The following is a 16,491-nucleotide window of genomic DNA, read 5'->3' on the forward strand; positions in this document are numbered from 1 at the left end:
GCCGTCGTAGGCCCGCCAATATTGGCATTGGAGGCCAGAATAATTTCTTCCAGCGTAAAATGAAACACTTTGCCGCCAATAAAACAAAACAGCATATTGACGACAACCATGAAGAAGCAGAAGACAAACAAGATGGGCGCATTGCGCACGATTTCCATAACCGACGCAGGGACGCCGATGACGAAGAAAAAGAGGTAAATGAAATACGTGCCAATTTCCTGGGCACCGTTCATTCCATCAGCCCAGCGGCTGCAGAAGGTCGCAAAAGTCATGGAAATGAGCGTAATCCAGACGTACGCGCTGCCAAAGAAGGTCTTCCCTACAGCAGAAAACCAGTATCCCTCCGGCACGGCGGCGCCGATAGCCTCGCCGAGACTGCGGGACACAGTGACGACGATGGCAGCATAGGTCACGGCGATGGCCATATCGCGGAGCGAAATATCCCGCCGTTTCCAGTAGGACGCAGCCTTGGTCTTCCCTTCAGCCGACACACCGTGCTGCTCCATTTCTTCAATATACGGATGACGGTACCAGCGGCGAAACAGGGCGCTGCCGGCAATACCGATGAGGACGAGAAAATAAATGGCCATATTCAGATTATCGGCCACAACAGCAGCGGAAATGATCGTACTGCTCGCATGAAACGCATCGGACAGGGCGACGAAGTTCACGCCGCCGCCAATGTAGGACCCCGTCATCATGGCGGCAACTTTGGGCAGTTCGCGGATCATGCCGGCCATGAGCGCCGTCCCGGCCACAGCGCCGACGACGGTCCCGGCAGAGCCGATGAGAAAGATGAACAGCAGCCGGCCCGTCTGCTTCCAGATGCGGCTCAGATTGGCCTGCAGCAGCAGTAAAGGAATAGCCATGGGCACGGCATAGCCCCAAATGACATCGTCAAAGGCCGGCGCATGAGGCGGTATCACGCCGGTGTTGACCAGCACCGCCGCTATCACCATGGCAATGACGGCACCAGACAGGCGCGACGCCCACGCATAAGTCTGTTCCAGATAAATAGCCGCCGAAACGGCTGCAAACATAAGGGTCATAAGAAGCCACGTATTTTCCGGGCTAATCAGTGTATGCATACGAACAACTCCCTTTCAGCCGGACATGCCGGCTTTTTCCTGACAAAAGTATATTATAGGAAAAATATGCCCCCGTGGCAATATGTACGGGGGAAAAATACAGAAAAACTAAATACTTCAAAACTTTTGATGATAAAACAGAAAGGACACAGCTCTTTCCAGCAGGTCGTAAGTTCACACATATACTGGATAAGAGGATGACGGCATACATCATCACAGGGAGTCCACAGGCCGTCTGGCCGTTCTGCAGGCAGACAAGAAGCTGATTCGTAATCCTTCCTGACATGCCGGGCAGAGAGACAGGGTAGATTCTGCTGCAGACGGACAACGGCCTGTGGGCGACCGGCATGTATGACGAGACTATTGCCAGACTGCTGCCTCCCATTCCCCAGTCTGAGACATACGCAAACAGACGGAATATCCCGTTTGGAATACTCCGTCTGTTTTTACTGCTATGTACTTATCTTTGCTGATATGCCGCTTCTACACTGGCCTCTACGAGGGCTGCTTTTTCTTCAATTTCCAGAATAGCCGCCATCATCTGGTCCGTAAACTCCGTATCTTTAATGGATTTCAGGTTGATGCGGACGCTGTAGAAAGCCGAACGCATAGCCGCACGGGCGTTCATGGCCGCAATAGCGCCGTCTGTGACGACCCAGGCATTGCCGTAGCGCACAACCTGTTCCGCCAGCTGAAGGAGGACAAAAATATCCTTGCCCAGCTGAAACGGCGACGATGCCGCATCCTTAAAGGCCTGCTGCACCAGCTCTGCCCGGTCAGGCGTATCCTTGGGCAGGCGAACCGCACAGATGACGCCGTCAAAGGCCCGGGCATCTTCTGCAATGCCGTCCAGATAGCGGCTGCGCAGTCTGCAGGCTTTATCGCGAATCGACGTCATGAGAAGGCCTACGTCTTCATAGCCCTTTTTGCCAATCGTCAAATTGGCTACCATTTCCACCAGCGCAGCTGCCGATGCTGCGGTCATGGCGGCAATACCGCCACCGCCCGGGACGGGTTCTTTCGATGCTGCCGCATCTAATAACTCGTTCAGGGGCATAGTGGAAAAATGGCTGAACTTAGAACAATCCTGTAATGACGCCATGTTCATCAATGTCCATTCTATTGGCCGCCGGTACTTTCGGCAATCCCGGCATGGTCATAATATTGCTGGTCTGGCAGACGATAAATCCGGCACCGGTGCAGACGCGCACATCTTTTACGGTAACCGTAAAGCCTGATGGCGCACCTAACAGGGACGGATCGTCCGACAGGGAGTACTGGGTCTTGGCGACGCAGATCGGCAGTTTGTCGAGGCCAAAGGCTTCCAGTTCCTTAATCTGTTTCTTTGCATTCCCTTCAAAGACGACGCCGTCACCGCCGTATATCTTGCGGACAATGGTTTCCATCTTCTGAGGAATGGAATCGTTTACATCGTACAGCGGTTTATACGGCGTCTTGGGCTGCTGCAGAAGGTGCAGTACCTTTTCGCCCAGTTCCACGCCGCCTTTGCCGCCTTCAGCCCAGCAGTTATTCAGGGCCACGTCGACGCCAAAGTCGCTGCACAGCGTGCGCAGAGCGGTAATTTCCGCTTCCGTATCAGCAGCGAATTTGTTGATGCCTACGACGACAGGCACATCGAACTGACGCATGTTTTCAATGTGCTTGGCCAGGTTGGCAAAGCCTTTCTTCAGAGCGTCTACGTTTTCTTCGCTCAGGTTCTTCTTGTCTACGCCGCCGTGCATTTTCAGGGCCCGCACGGTAGCAACGATGACGACAGCATCGGGTTTGATGCCGGCATAGCGGCATTTGATGTCCATGAATTTTTCTGCACCCAAATCGGCGCCGAATCCGGCTTCTGTCACGGCAATGTCGCCCATCTTCATGGCCAGTTTCGTAGCGATAACGGAGTTGCAGCCGTGGGCAATGTTGGCAAAGGGACCGCCGTGAACCAGGGCCGGCGTGTGTTCAATGGTCTGAACGAGATTCGGCTTGACGGCGTCTTTCATGAGAATGGCCATGGCCCCTGCGACGCCGAGCTGCCGGGCTGTGACCAGATTGCCGTCCAGGTCGTAGGCGACGGTAATATCGCCCATCCGTTTTTTCAGATCCATAAGATCGCTGGCCAGGCACAGAGCCGCCATGATTTCCGAGGCCACTGTAATCATGAAGTGGTCTTCCCGCGGGAAGCCGCATACTTTGCCGCCCATACCGACGACAATGTTGCGCAGCGCCCGGTCATTCATGTCCATGACCCGCTTCCAGATGATGCGGCGCACGTCGATGCGCAGGGCGTTGCCCTGATGGACGTGGTTGTCAATGGCTGCCGCCAGCAGGTTGTTGGCTGCCGTAATGGCGTGCATATCGCCTGTAAAATGAAGGTTAATGTCTTCCATGGGCAGTACCTGGGCATAGCCGCCGCCGGCAGCACCGCCTTTAATGCCGAAAACCGGTCCCAGAGACGGTTCCCGCAGGGCTACGACGGCGTTGTGGCCCATCTGGTTCAGGGCCTGAGCCAGACCGATGGTGGTCAGGGTTTTCCCTTCCCCTGCCGGCGTCGGCGTAATAGCCGTTACGAGAACGAGCTTGCCGTCCGGCTTCCCCGAAAGGCGCCGAATGGCGTCAAACGAAATTTTTCCTTTATATTTCCCGTATAATTCCAAATCGTCTTCCGTCAAACCAACTTTCTTGGCAATGTTTACAATAGGCTCCAATGTGGCCTGCTGCGCAATTTCAATATCGCTGAGTACTTTTGCCATGGCTGTTCCTCCTGTCTGTTCCATAAAAAAATGCCGCACCTCTGGAACGTTTGCCCAGACGGTCGGCTTCTTCTCCATCATGCTCCCCGTGGTAGCTCCACTTCCGTCAGTCACATGATTATACTGGTATTATACAGGACACAGGCGGACAGTGTCAAATAATAGAACGTGTAAAAAAGCCCTTCTTGACAAACAGACTAATTTATCTGATAATAATATACATATACCTCTAACGGTATAAAGGAGGTAAGAGTCGATGAAACAATGTATGGATGCTGATAACCTGCATCGCCGCTTAAAAAAAATTATCGGACAGGTACAGGCCATTGACCGCATGATCGATGAAGACATTCCCTGTGAAGATATTCTAGCTCAAATTAACGCAGCCAAATCAGCGCTTCATAAAGCAGGTCAGGTCATTTTGGAAGGCCATATTAAACACTGCGTCCGAGACGGCATTGAGCACGGCGATGCCGATAAAACCATTGCTAATTTCACAAAAGCTGTCGAACGATTTGCCAATATGAATTAAGGACGCAAAAAACAGTCTCCTCACGGAGGCTGTTTTTTTGTATCTCCATTGACAACCTATACCTATATGGGTATAAAAAGGAGGAGAAATGATATTGCATCAATTAGAATCGTGTGTAAAATGGGGAAGCGAGAAAAAAGACGTGCTTTTCCTCATCCTATCGGGACTGGCCCTGCTGGCCAGCCTGTTTCATGTCACCACAGGGACTGCAGATCCGGCATGGATATCGATTATATTATGCGGCATTCCCATCATTTGGGAAGCTGCCGCCGGACTGGTCACCAAATTTGACATAAAAGCAGACGTCCTCGTGTCTCTGGCTCTGATTGCATCGGTCATTATTGGCGAAATTTTTGCTGCCGGAGAAATCGCCTGGATCATGCAGATCAGCAGCCTTCTGGAAGAACGCACAGTCGCCAAAGCCAGAACGGGCATCGAAAATCTGGTACATCTGACGCCGCGGACGGCACGGCGCATGTCTCACGGAACGGAACAACTCATTCCGGCAGAGCACGTACAAAGCAACAGGATGCACCATTACCTATGTGGCAGTCAGCACGGAGGCTGTCGGCTTCCTGGCCTTGTCCGACACGCTGCGGCAGAATGCTGCAGACACCATTGCCCGCATCTGCAGCACAAAGGTAACGCCAGTACTGCTGACTGGCGATAACCAGAGAGCAGCCGGCTATATGGCAAACCGACTTGGCATTCAGGAAGTGTTTGCAAACTGCCTGCCCGAAGATAAGCTGCGCCATATTGATGACTTCCAGAACAGCGGCAATAGGGTCTGCATGATCGGCGACGGCATCAACAATGCACCGGCACTCAAGAAAGCCCATGTAGGAATTGCCATGGGCGAAATCGGCAGCGACATTGCCGTAGACGCGGCAGATATGGTTCTGATTACCGATAATATCAGCGAACTTCCTCATATATTTCTCCTGGCAAAGCGGATGATGATCACCATTCGCTGCAATCTTGCCTTTTCCCTGACATTGAACGGAGTCGCTATTGTGCTGGCCATGACGGGCATACTGAATCCCATTGTCGGCGCCCTGGTTCATAACGCCGGCTCCGTCCTGGTCCTCATCAATTCCGCCCTGCTGCTGCATTGGCGAAAGAAGGAAATCAAAGCAGCCTGAGCCCATAAGCGGCAGTGGAACACGAAATTATGAGCAGACAGGGCCTGTATGATATGATATAATGAAAAAAGTGTCATAAAACAGGAAAGGACAACGATACTATGAATTTTATGAATGAAGCTATTGAAGAGTCCAGGAAAAATCTGTCCACCGGCCACGGCGGTCCCTTTGGTGCTGTTGTCGTAAAGGACGGCGTCATCGTCGGCCGGGGCCACAACGAAGTCATCAAAAACAACGACCCCACGTGCCACGGCGAAATGCAGGCCATCCGCGATGCCTGCCGCCATCTGGGTACCTATGACCTGTCGGGTTGCGTCCTGTACACGTCGGCCCAGCCGTGCCCCATGTGCCTGTCGGCCATTATCTGGGCCAACATCAAGACCGTGTACTATGGCTGCAGTGCCGAAGACGCTGCCAACATCGGTTTCCGCGACGATGCGATTTATGACTTTATCAAGAACAACTGCACTGATGTGCAGACAATGGAACTGCACCAGCTGGACCGTGACAAGGCCCTCCCCGTATTTGAAGAATACAAAAAGAAGCAGATGACCATTTACTAAGTGCCAGAAACCGGCAAAAAGCCCGCCTTCTTTCGACTGTGAAAGAAAGCAGGCTTTTTTTGTGTTTGTATATACGGATATCAATACTGCTTGCTCTTCATGCGCCGTTCGATGTCGCGCTTGGCTTCCCGTTCGGCCAGGGTCTGGCGCTTGTCATACAGCTTCTTCCCTGTTGCCAGGGCAACCGTCACTTTGACTCTCCCTTTTTTGAAGTACAAATTGAGAGGAATGAGAGTATAGCCCTTTTCCTTGATCTTTCCCAGGAGCTTGCGGATTTCATAGGCATGAAGGAGCAGTTTCCGCGTCCGCAGGGGATCGTGGTTGAAGCGGTTTCCCTGGTCATACGGGCTGATATGCATGCCCCAGAGAAAGGCTTCGCCGTTTTCAATGCGGCAGAAACTGTCTTTTAAATTCACCTTTCCCTGGCGCAGGGACTTGACTTCCGTCCCTGTCAGGGCAATACCGGCTTCATATGTTTCGTGAATGAAATAATCATGGCGTGCTTTACGATTGTCTGTAATGTATTTCACACCACTTGGTGACTGTGGCACGATCCATTCCTCCTATTTCTTTTTCGATTTGCGGCCTTTGCGGCTTTTGATTTTCCGGCCGCGATTTTTCTGATTTTTCTTGCGGTCCTGTTTCTTGTCTTTTTTCGGCTTTTTATCTTTTTTCGCTCCCTTGGCTCCGGCAAACCAGTTGCGCTTCGATACGTCAGGCCGACTGCCGCCGCTGCTCTTTTTGTGGCGCCGTTCTGCACTGGCGGCCATCAGCTGCTGCAGGTCTTCCAGAGAGTCTACCGTGCCCGGGACGAAGTCGATTTCACATTTTTCCGTATTGACTTTGGCCAGCGTCACTGTCATGGCATCGCCCAGGCGGTATACATGGCCGCCCAGACGGCCCCGCATGGTATAGGTCAGCTCGTCAAATTCATAGTCGTCATCGGTGAGCAGGGAAATATGGACGAGCCCTTCAATGCCGTTTTCCAGGCCCACAAACAGGCCGAAGGACGTAATGCCCGTAATATGGGCTTCAAAGGGCTGACCGATGAAAGGCAGCATGTACTGGGTCTTTTTCAGATCGTCTGTATCCCGTTCTGCTTCGACGGCAATCCGTTCCCGCGAGCTGGCCATGTCGGCGGCAATCTTGTGATACGTCAGAGACTGGGTTGCTTCATCTTTCGTCAGTTTTCCCCGCTGCTGGTACTGCCGGATCAGGCGGTGAACCATGAGGTCCGGATAGCGGCGAATCGGCGACGTAAAATGGGTATAGCAGGACGAGGCCAGGCCGAAATGGCCGACGTTATTCGTATCGTACCGCGCCTGCTGCATGGAACGAAGGGCAATGGTCTGAACGACCATTTCTTCACTGGTCCCTTTGGATACTTCCAGGAGGTGCTGAAAATCGGCGGGCTTTACGTCTTCCCCTGCCGGTACGGGCAGGTTAAAGCTGGACAGGACGGTGCGCATCATATTCAGCCGTTCCTCTTCCGGCAGCTCGTGAATGCGGTATACCGTGGGGTTGCCGCTGTCCCGCAGATAAGACGCCACCGTTTCATTGGCAATGAGCATACATTCTTCTACGATCTGTTCGGCAATGGTCCGTTCCCGTTTTTCCAGGCGCAGGGGCTTTCCTTCCGGGTCGAGGATGACTTTGTATTCCGGGAAATCAAAGTCAATGGCGCCGCGGCGCAGACGCATTTGCCGCAGGACGCCGGCCAGTTCCTGGAGCTGCCGCAGCATGGGCATAAAGGGCTGCAGATCGTCAGGAATAATATCGTCGATGAGGGCCTTTTTGACTTCCTTGTAATTGCATCGCCGCTTGACGCGAATGACAGCAGGGCCAATATCGGCATGGACGACCTTGCCGGTGCTGTCAATTTCCATGACACAGGTCATGGAGTAGCGGTCGGCATTGGCGTTGAGGCTGCAGATTCCGTTGGACAGGACCGTAGGCAGCATGGGAATGACCCGGTCTACGAGGTATACGCTGGTGCCGCGGGCATAGGCTTCCCGGTCCAGAGCCGTACCGGGGCGCACGTACCAGCTGACGTCGGCAATATAGACGCCGAGGCGGAAGTTGCCGTTGGGCAGGCGTTCCACGTCAATGGCGTCGTCCAGGTCCTTGGCGTCTTCGCTGTCCACCGTAATGAGCTGGCGGTCCCGGTAATCGCGGCGGCTGTCGTCCATCTTGACGGTCATGTCGATCTGTTCCGCTTCTTTCAGCACGTCGTCAGGAAAGGCGAAGGGCAGACCATGACGGGCCATAATGACTTTAATATCCAGGTCTTTGTCGCCGTCATAGCCCAGGACTTCCGTCACTTCCCCTTCGGCTTTGCGGCCTTCTTCAGGCCAGCGGGTAATGGTAACCAGGACGCGGGCACTGCTGCGGGCACCGCCGGTCTTGTCGAGGGAAATGTAAATATCTTCCCGTATCCGTTCGTCATCAGGACGGACAAAGGCGCACCGCTTTTCCCGTTCAAAGGTGCCGACAATGGTCTTGTTCGCCCGCTCTACTATATCGATAATTTCGCCTTCCCGCTTATGGCGGCCGTTGCTGCTCTGCAGAATGCGGACGGTGACTTTATCGTTGTTCATGGCTGTATGCCGGTTCTGTTCGGAAATATACACGTCATCTTCCAGGCCCTCACAGAGGACAAAGCCAAAAGAAGCTGTATATCCCTTATAAATACCGGTCACTTCCTGGGGCCGGTTTGGTGCCGTATACCGTTCATCGACTGTGCGCATCAATATTCCCCTCCTTACTAATTCATCAAATGTATCGAATAACACTGCCAGATCCGCACCGGTCAGGCCCAGGCGCTCTGCACAGTCCTCGACAGTCACGCCGTCTGGTTCCAGGCGGCTCAGCCGGACAATGTCACGGGAAAGGTCCGTATCCATCGTATCTCTCCTTCTCGTTCCTGTTTTATGAAAAAGGCCTGCGACAAAGCCGCAGGCCAGTAAGTCACCTTAAAACGTATGCATCAATCTGCCTAACAGCAGGGTACAGACTGCAAAGGCAATAGACAAAACAATAGTCAGCTTGGACAGGAGCGCATCCATGCCGCGGGCCCGGCTGCCAAACAAATCATCTGCACCGCCGCCAAATCCTGCACCCATTCCCTGGGTCTTGCTCTTCTGAGCCACGACGACGCCAATCAGCAGCAGCGACAGAATAAATACTAAAATTTCCAGTACAGTAATCACGTGAATCCTCCTCATTACACAGAACTAACGATACTATTGTACACTTATTTGCCGTTTCTATCAATAGGAGAACCGTTATTTTCCCGGTCCCTCGTTTCCAGGTACCGTTCCAGCTTACGCTTGACCCGCTGCAGTGCATTGTCAATGGACTTGACATGACGGTGCAGCTGCTGAGACATTTCATTATAGGACTTGCCATCCAGATAGGCCATGAGAACCTGCCATTCCAGATCGCTGAGAATTTCGTTCATTTTCAGTTCAATGTCCATAAATTCTTCCCGGCTAATGACCAGTTCTTCCGGGTCGCAGACGTGCAGTCCGGAAATGATATCCTGCAGCGTCCGGTCCGATTCGGCTTCATAAATGGGCTTATTTAAGGACACATAGGAATTGAGAGGCAAATGTTTCTGCCTGGTCGCCGTCTTGATGGCCGTAATGATCTGCCGCGTAATGCACAGTTCCGCAAAGGCCCGGAACGAAGCCAGCTTATCGCCGCGAAAGTCGCGGGTCGCCTTATAGAGGCCAATCATGCCTTCCTGGACAATATCGTCCCGGTCGGCGCCGACGAGAAAGTACATGCGTGCCTTGGACTTGACGAAATTACGATATTTATTGACAATATAATCCGTTGCCTCGCCGTCGTGCTCCTGCTGGGCAATGGCTACGACTTCTTCGTCGCTCATGCCGGCAAACCGGTTTTCTCTTTCCTGTTTCCGTTGTGCTTCTCCCTGCATATATGCACCTCGATTATTTAGACCTGCGAATCTTTTCCAGTTTTTCCAATACGTCCTGATTGCGGACCCGGCAGGCCACTTCGCTGCGGTTTGATCCTTCTTTCAGGACATTGCGATGGTCATAGGACGCCGTTTCCCTGCGGACCCGGGCTACATCTTCCGCCAGTTCCCGGGCAGGAATGCGATAGGCTCCGGTGCCGAGAATCTGGGTCTGTTCCGTGCCGTCTGACGTGGCGACGTAAATACTGCGCCGTTCATGACGATGTTCGTAGACCAGGCGTTCAATATGACTGTCTGCCGTTTCTTCCTTATCGGTGAAGACGACCTGGCAGTCACTGCCTACAGGGGCGCTCTTTTCCCCGTCTTCCGTATACATGGCGTCAAAGACAAGTACCAGCGTATAGCCCTTGGCCTTGCCGTAACTGGCCATCGTATCGATCAGTTTTTCTCTGGCATGCTCCAGAGACTGACTGGCCAGTTTTTTCAGTGATGGCCAGGCAAAAATAATATTATATCCATCTACGATGAATAAATCTTTCACTTATACCACCGCCTGCCGCTGCCGCACGACTTCATACATCAGCAGCGCTGCCGCTACCGATGCATTGAGGGAATTGACATGACCAAACATGGGAATCTGTACCAGGACATCACACGTTTCCTTGACCAGATGGGATATGCCCCGGCCTTCACTGCCAATGACCAGCACAATCGGCTCAGTCAGGGAGCTGTGAAAATAGTCCGTTTCCCCATCCATATCGGCGCCAATGACCCAGAATCCCCGTTTCTGCAGTTTCCGCAGGGTCTGGGCAATGTTGCCGATCTGCACGACTGGCAGGTACTCTACAGCACCGGCCGATGTCTTGCCTACTGTTTCATTCAGAGGGGCACTGCGCCGCTTCGGCAGCAGTACGGCGTCAGCACCGGCGCATTCAGCAGTACGGATAATGGCGCCCAGATTATGAACGTCTTCTATGCCGTCCAAAAGTACCAGGAAGGGCGTCCGCCCTGCTTCAGCAGCCTGGGCCAGCACATCCGTCAGGTCCGCATAGGCTACGGGAGCCGCTACGGCGGCCACGCCCTGATGGCGGCTGCCGGGAACGAGCCGGTTCAGCGCTTTCAGGGGAATCTCTTCAATGGGAATTCCCTTATCCTGGGCCATGTCCCGAATCCGCTGCAGAGGCTGTGTATCGTTGCCGGCAGCCAGATACAGTTTGGTAATGGCCCGGCCTGCCCGCAGCGCTTCAGTCACGCTGTTGCGGCCTGTAATGATGCATTCCGTACTCATATTAGTTCCTTTCTCCGTGCTGCTTGGCACAGTAGTCTTTCGTATAGTCCACGACCTTCTGAAATACCTGGCCGAGCCGTTCGTTCTGCCCGGAAAGGACCAGATAGCCAATGAGGGCTTCCAGAGCGGTACTGTCGTGGTATTCGGCGACAGACGCGCTTTTCGGCGCCTGCGAATAGGCATTGCGCGCCCGCCGGCACACGAGGTGTTCCTCTTCGGTCAGGTCGTCTTTCAGCAGCCGGTACACGTAGGCCTGGGCTTTGGCCGATACGAATTCGGCTGCCAGCAAATGCAGAACCTGTACGTTGGGAATCCCCGTTTCCACCAGGCGGCGGCGCAGGTTCAGGGCATAATAGGCATCGCCTACAAAAGCCAGGGAAATGGGGTCCAGCCGGGAAGCATCCTGATCGGGAGCATCGAGGCGGCTGCCCTGTGCAAAGGCCGCATATGCCCGGTGTTTCAGAGCCTGAAGCTGTTTGAATTTCACTTTTTCCACCGTGCGCCCTGCGGCGAATCTTCAATGGTAATGCCTAGCGCCGTCAGTTTGTCGCGAATGGCGTCAGCCAGGGCATACTGCTTCTGAGCCCGGCATTCCTGACGGATTTCCAGGATAGCATCCATCAGATCATGATAGTCTTTGCTGCTGGCGTCAGCTTTCTGCCCGCTCCACCGGTCTTCCAGGATACCGAGAATATCGGTCATCATCTTGAATACGCGCTTAACTTCCGATACAGCTGCCGAATCAACAGGTACGCCGTTGTTGAGGACCGCATCTTTATAAATGTTGACCTTTTTCGCCAGATCAAACATGGCTGCACTGGCCAGAGCCGTATTGAAATCATCGCACATAGCCGCTTCAAAGGCTTCTTCCTTTTCTTTGGCATCAGCCAGGAGCTGTGCCGATTCGGGAGACTTGGCACCGGCCGGCATGGCCAGCAGTTCCAGTACGTTGTCAATGGACGTGCCCAGCCGTTCCAGGCTGCGCGTCATTTCTTCCAGCCGTTCGTCGCTGAAATCGAGAGGACTGCGGTAGTGGTTGGAAATGAGGAAGAACCGCAGCGCATCAGGACTGTAATGGGCCAGCACATCTTTGACAAGGAAGAAGTTGTTCAGAGACTTGCTCATCTTTTCCGAATTAATCGTAATAAAGCCGTTATGGAGCCAGTACTTGACCATGGGCTTTTTGCCCGTATAGGCTTCGGACTGGGCAATTTCGTTTTCATGGTGCGGGAAAATGAGGTCGCTGCCGCCGCCGTGAAAATCAAAGGTAGCACCCAGGTATTCGTTGCTCATGGTCGAGCATTCAATATGCCAGCCTGGACGGCCTGGGCCCCACGGGCTGTCCCAGGAAGGTTCACCGGGCTTTGCCCCTTTCCAGAGAGCAAAATCCATGGGATTGTGTTTGCGGTCATCGACTTCAATGCGGGCACCGGCCATCATATCGTCCAGGCTGCGGCCGCTCAGCTTGCCGTAATCGGCGAATTTTTCCACACTGTAATAGACGTCGTGATCGATGACATAGGCATAGCCCTTGTCAATCAGGGTCTGTACCATATGGATGATTTCCGGCATGTGTTCCGATACGCGGGGATATTTATCAGCCCGGCGGATATGGAGGGCATCCATGACTTCAAAATAGGATGCAATATAGCGGTTGGCAATGGTATCCCACGTAACGCCTTCGCCATTGGCAGTATTGATAATTTTATCATCTACGTCAGTGAAATTCTGAATGTGCGTAACTTCATATCCCAAATGTTCCAGATACCGCTTAATGACGTCCCAGGTCACAAAAGGGCGGGCATTGCCCATGTGGGAATGGTTATACGGCGTAATGCCGCAGACGTACATCTTGACCTGACCAGGCGTAACCGGTACGAAGGTCTCTTTTTTGCGGCTCATCGTATTATAGACTTTTAATTCTCTCATTACAGTTCCTCCTCATCATACAGACAAAAGGGCCACCATCCCCTATACAGAGACGGTGGCCCGTGGTTCCACTCTGTTTTTATGGCATTGCCATAATCTCAAGGCGCATAACGGGCGCTTCCGGACCAGATTACTTGTTTCACCTGGCCTGCTCACAAAGGCAACGCTGCAGATTTTTCCGGCTGAACAGGCTCTCAGCTGCTGCCTGTCCTCTCTGTCGCACTTCCATCAGCAGCACATTTTGGTCATTGCATTTCCATGTATGCTGTCAATTGTCATTCATGAATATGTTATATATTAGCGAATAATTCTTATTCTGTCAAGGTCTGTTATGCCTCTAATACACTGCAATACGCCAGATATAATAATGTTTTAATTATAACGGCATATATTCCGCTCCGTTTCGTCGTGACGCTTTACGCGCTGGACTTCGTTCCTATTACAAAAAACGTGACAACTATACTAATTGATGTTTTTTCCCTAAGGTAATGATATCCTGCTCTGTCAACTTCGTGCAGGCTGCAATCAGGCTCACTGGCAGTCCATGACGCAGCATTTCCAATGCGTTTGCACTCTTTTCTTCAGCCCTTCCCTCTGCTTTTCCTTCTGCCTTTCCTTCTGCCTTTCCCGCTTCCCATCCTTCTGCTCGATTCACCCGGGCAATTCGTTCAAATTCCTGTTTTAGTGTCATATATTCTCGCCTCGTTTCGTCGTGCCGCTTTACGCGCTGGACTTCTGCATCAACGCTCTGCATGAATGCCCCTTCGGCGGCTTTCCCGTCAATATACTGTAAAAATGCGGCTATATCCGGATCAATGCCTTCTGTCCGGCCCTTGCTGTTCAGAAAGACCTTCGTCGTCTCATCTCCCAGAGCGATAGTCCCGTCTTCTTCACACTGATTGCAGAATGTGTACTTCGGCAACCCCTTGCCAAAGAGATCAAAGGTACAGATAAAGATAATATACGTCGGATTCAGGTCTTCGTACAAGCCGCCTTTTTCCAGTACTTCCATGTCAATCATGCCCTGATAGTACCGGCTCCGCTTGGCCAGTTCGCCGTCCTTTCCGGCACTGACCTGCATTTCAATGTCAAAGACGCGTCCCGTATCGTCCTGTACATACACGTCCAGGCGCACGCTCTTGCTGTCCAGACGAATATCTATCGTCTTTTCTGACTCCGGATAGGTAATCTTTTCAATGGTAATGTTCAGTATCTTCTCGATTAAATGCTTGCAGATCCGCGGATTCTGCATGACCTTCTGAAACAGGAAATTATCCTGCAGCGTCAGTTCTTCCCACTCTTTATATCGTACCACCAGGTCACCTCTTCTCTTGATAACAGCCACCTGCATTTCAATATTGAAGACACGGCCAGTGTCATCCTGGACATATATGTCCAGGCGAACACTATCCAGCACCGAGCTATGCTCGGTGTAAGCGATTCACACATGTTTGCGCGTCGCTTTACAGCTCCTTCAAACATGGTTCTCTGCTTATATTATACCATGGCGCTTGAGCCGTAGGAAAGAACCTTGCACAGATGAGATAATCAATACATGATAGAACGGTTTCCAGGCCTATCTGCATTGTATCACGAAAGGCTCTTTCTTTTACTTTAAGATAGATTCTGCCGATCTCCAGTTAAATTTAGAGGCCTGTCATCGCCTATGCGTCGCAAAAATGCACCAAGCCCCGCTTGTAACGGGGCTTAGTGCATTTCAGTTTTTTCGAGATATATTCCTAAAGGCCTGACAGGTCTGTTATGCCTGCAGCAGACCGCTGGCCTGCAGGCGGGATACGACTTTGTCCCGGCCCATGAGGGCGACGATGACGTTCAGGTCCGGGCCGTGCATGACGCCGGTCAGGGCAACGCGGATCGGCATGTAAACGAATTTACCTTTTACTTTCAGGCCTTTCTGGATTTTCTTGAACAGGGGCTGTACCGTATCGGCTGTTACGTCGTCGAGAGCCTGCAGTTCCTGACAGAACATGGTCAGTACAGCCGGTGCCGTTTCTTCTTTCAGGACGGCTGCCGTTTCTTCATTTTCCGGTGCATAGTCGTCAGTAAAGAACAGCTTGACTGCATCCGTAATCTGGGCGCCGTACTGTACATGTTCCCGCATGGCCCAAACCATGTCTTTGAGCCACTGCTTCTTCGTTTCGTCCAGCTCTTCCGGCGCATAGCCGGCTTTCTGCAGGTGCGGCAGGCAGAGAGCAAAGAGCTGATCGGCATCGAGCTGCTTCATATAGTGGAAGTTGATCCAGTTCAGCTTTTCAATGTCGAAAACAGCGGGATTCTTGGCAACCCGGTCGAGGGAGAACTGCTGAATCAGTTCGTCCCGCGTGAAAATTTCCTGATCCCCTTCGGGAGTCCAGCCCAGGAGGGCCAGGAAGTTGACCAGCGCATCAGGCAGGTAGCCCAGATCGCGGTACTGCTGTACCGACGTGGCACCGTGGCGTTTGCTCATCTTTTTCTTGTCGGCCCCCAGAATCAGCGATACGTGGGCAAATTTCGGCACGTCAAAGCCCAGGGCATGGTACAGGACGATCTGCCGCGGCGTGTTGGACAGGTGTTCTTCAGCCCGGATGACATGGGTAATATGCATGAGCGCATCGTCGATGACGACGCAGTAGTTATATACGGGAATGCCGTCGGATTTGACGATGACAAAATCGCCGACTTTATTGGAATCAAAGGTGACGTGGCCGCGGACGAGATCGTCGATTTCAATGGTTTCGTCTTTCGGCGTCGCAATGCGGATGACGTAAGGCCGTCCTTCTTTGAGATACTGTTCCACCGTTTCCTTGGGAAGGTTCCGGCACTTGCCGCTGTATACGGGTGTTTCGCCTTTCTGCATCTGCGCTTCTTTTTCTGCTTCCAGTTCTTCCGGTGTACAGAAGCAGTAGTACGCTTTGCCTTCGGCCAGCAGTTTTTCCGTATATTTCCGGTAAATTTCCAGGCGTTCCGTCTGGCGGTACGGGCCATCATTGCCGCCGACATCGATGCCTTCATCCCACGTAATGCCCAGCCACTTCAGGGCTTCCTTGATGTTTTCTTCCGATTCGGCTGTCGACCGTTTGCGGTCTGTATCTTCAATGCGGACGATAAATTTGCCGCCTGTGTGTTTGGCTTCCAGGTAATTGAACAGTGCCGAGCGGGCGCCGCCAATGTGAAAGGGGCCCGTAGGACTGGGTGCAAAACGAACGCGAACTTCTTGTGACATAAAAAATTTCCTCCCCAACGATAGTAA

General features: G+C 52.6%; 16 protein-coding genes and 1 riboswitch. Of the genes, 3 read left to right on the forward strand and 13 right to left on the reverse strand.

What is annotated here, in order from left to right; translation table 11 throughout:
• From Q3886_RS00230 to Q3886_RS00240, 3 genes are all read right to left on the reverse strand, one after another.
• Positions 1–1,088 (reverse strand): DUF819 domain-containing protein (locus Q3886_RS00230; RefSeq protein WP_301859076.1); only part of this gene is annotated, 1,088 nt, incomplete at its 3' end.
• Between the two features lie 460 nt (positions 1,089–1,548).
• A complete protein-coding gene (locus Q3886_RS00235) occupies positions 1,549–2,190 on the reverse strand; it encodes a cyclodeaminase/cyclohydrolase family protein (RefSeq protein WP_301859077.1) in 642 nt (213 codons plus the stop codon).
• Positions 2,165–3,844: a formate--tetrahydrofolate ligase gene (locus Q3886_RS00240; protein ID WP_301859078.1), complete on the reverse strand. Its 1,680-nt coding sequence runs from the start codon at positions 3,842–3,844 to the stop codon at positions 2,165–2,167. The genes Q3886_RS00235 and Q3886_RS00240 overlap by 26 nt, the downstream gene beginning before the upstream one ends.
• Positions 3,845–3,889: 45 nt before the next feature.
• A riboswitch (ZMP/ZTP riboswitch) is annotated at positions 3,890–3,968 on the reverse strand.
• Between the two features lie 132 nt (positions 3,969–4,100).
• On the opposite strand from Q3886_RS00240, the gene Q3886_RS00245 reads away from it, so the two are divergent.
• From Q3886_RS00245 to Q3886_RS00255, 3 genes are all read left to right on the forward strand, one after another.
• Complete coding sequence (locus tag Q3886_RS00245) at positions 4,101–4,376, forward strand: metal-sensing transcriptional repressor (protein WP_301859079.1); 276 nt, start codon at positions 4,101–4,103, stop codon at positions 4,374–4,376.
• A 545-nt stretch (positions 4,377–4,921) separates the two neighbouring features.
• Positions 4,922–5,518 (forward strand): HAD-IC family P-type ATPase, encoded by a 597-nt coding sequence (locus Q3886_RS00250; protein WP_301859080.1) that lies wholly within the window; start codon positions 4,922–4,924, stop codon positions 5,516–5,518.
• A gap of 101 nt (positions 5,519–5,619) precedes the next feature.
• Positions 5,620–6,081, forward strand: coding sequence for a nucleoside deaminase (locus Q3886_RS00255; RefSeq protein WP_301859081.1), 462 nt, complete (start codon positions 5,620–5,622; stop codon positions 6,079–6,081).
• 80 nt (positions 6,082–6,161) lie between these two features.
• Here the strand turns inward: Q3886_RS00255 and smpB are convergent, their stop codons facing one another.
• From smpB to gltX, 10 genes are all read right to left on the reverse strand, one after another.
• A complete protein-coding gene (gene smpB, locus Q3886_RS00260) occupies positions 6,162–6,632 on the reverse strand; it encodes an SsrA-binding protein SmpB (protein WP_301859082.1) in 471 nt (156 codons plus the stop codon).
• Between the two features lie 12 nt (positions 6,633–6,644).
• Entirely contained in the window at positions 6,645–8,984 is a 2,340-nt protein-coding gene (rnr, locus tag Q3886_RS00265) for a ribonuclease R (RefSeq protein ID WP_301859083.1), read from the reverse strand.
• Positions 8,985–9,053: 69 nt separating this feature from the next.
• Positions 9,054–9,290, reverse strand: coding sequence for a preprotein translocase subunit SecG (secG, locus tag Q3886_RS00270; RefSeq protein WP_301859084.1), 237 nt, complete (start codon positions 9,288–9,290; stop codon positions 9,054–9,056).
• Positions 9,291–9,334: 44 nt separating this feature from the next.
• Positions 9,335–10,024, reverse strand: a complete 690-nt coding sequence (gene sigH, locus Q3886_RS00275; protein WP_301859085.1) for an RNA polymerase sporulation sigma factor SigH — start codon at positions 10,022–10,024, stop codon at positions 9,335–9,337.
• Positions 10,025–10,037: 13 nt separating this feature from the next.
• On the reverse strand, positions 10,038–10,565 hold the full coding sequence (locus Q3886_RS00280; RefSeq protein ID WP_301859086.1) for an NYN domain-containing protein: 528 nt from the start codon (positions 10,563–10,565) through the stop codon (positions 10,038–10,040).
• Positions 10,566–11,312: a 23S rRNA (guanosine(2251)-2'-O)-methyltransferase RlmB gene (rlmB, locus tag Q3886_RS00285; protein ID WP_301859087.1), complete on the reverse strand. Its 747-nt coding sequence runs from the start codon at positions 11,310–11,312 to the stop codon at positions 10,566–10,568.
• Position 11,313: 1 nt separating this feature from the next.
• Complete coding sequence (locus tag Q3886_RS00290) at positions 11,314–11,808, reverse strand: Mini-ribonuclease 3 (RefSeq protein ID WP_301859088.1); 495 nt, start codon at positions 11,806–11,808, stop codon at positions 11,314–11,316.
• Complete coding sequence (gene cysS / locus Q3886_RS00295; RefSeq protein ID WP_301859089.1) at positions 11,796–13,241, reverse strand: cysteine--tRNA ligase; 1,446 nt, start codon at positions 13,239–13,241, stop codon at positions 11,796–11,798. Before cysS ends, Q3886_RS00290 begins: the two co-directional genes overlap by 13 nt.
• 457 nt (positions 13,242–13,698) lie before the next feature.
• Positions 13,699–14,658 (reverse strand): Rpn family recombination-promoting nuclease/putative transposase, encoded by a 960-nt coding sequence (locus Q3886_RS00300; RefSeq protein ID WP_301859090.1) that lies wholly within the window; start codon positions 14,656–14,658, stop codon positions 13,699–13,701.
• A gap of 342 nt (positions 14,659–15,000) precedes the next feature.
• A complete protein-coding gene (gltX, locus tag Q3886_RS00305; protein WP_301859091.1) occupies positions 15,001–16,464 on the reverse strand; it encodes a glutamate--tRNA ligase in 1,464 nt (487 codons plus the stop codon).
• Positions 16,465–16,491 lie beyond the last annotated feature (27 nt).

The sequence above is a fragment of the uncultured Megasphaera sp. genome (assembly GCF_958350005.1).
GTDB lineage: Bacteria > Bacillota > Negativicutes > Veillonellales > Megasphaeraceae > Megasphaera.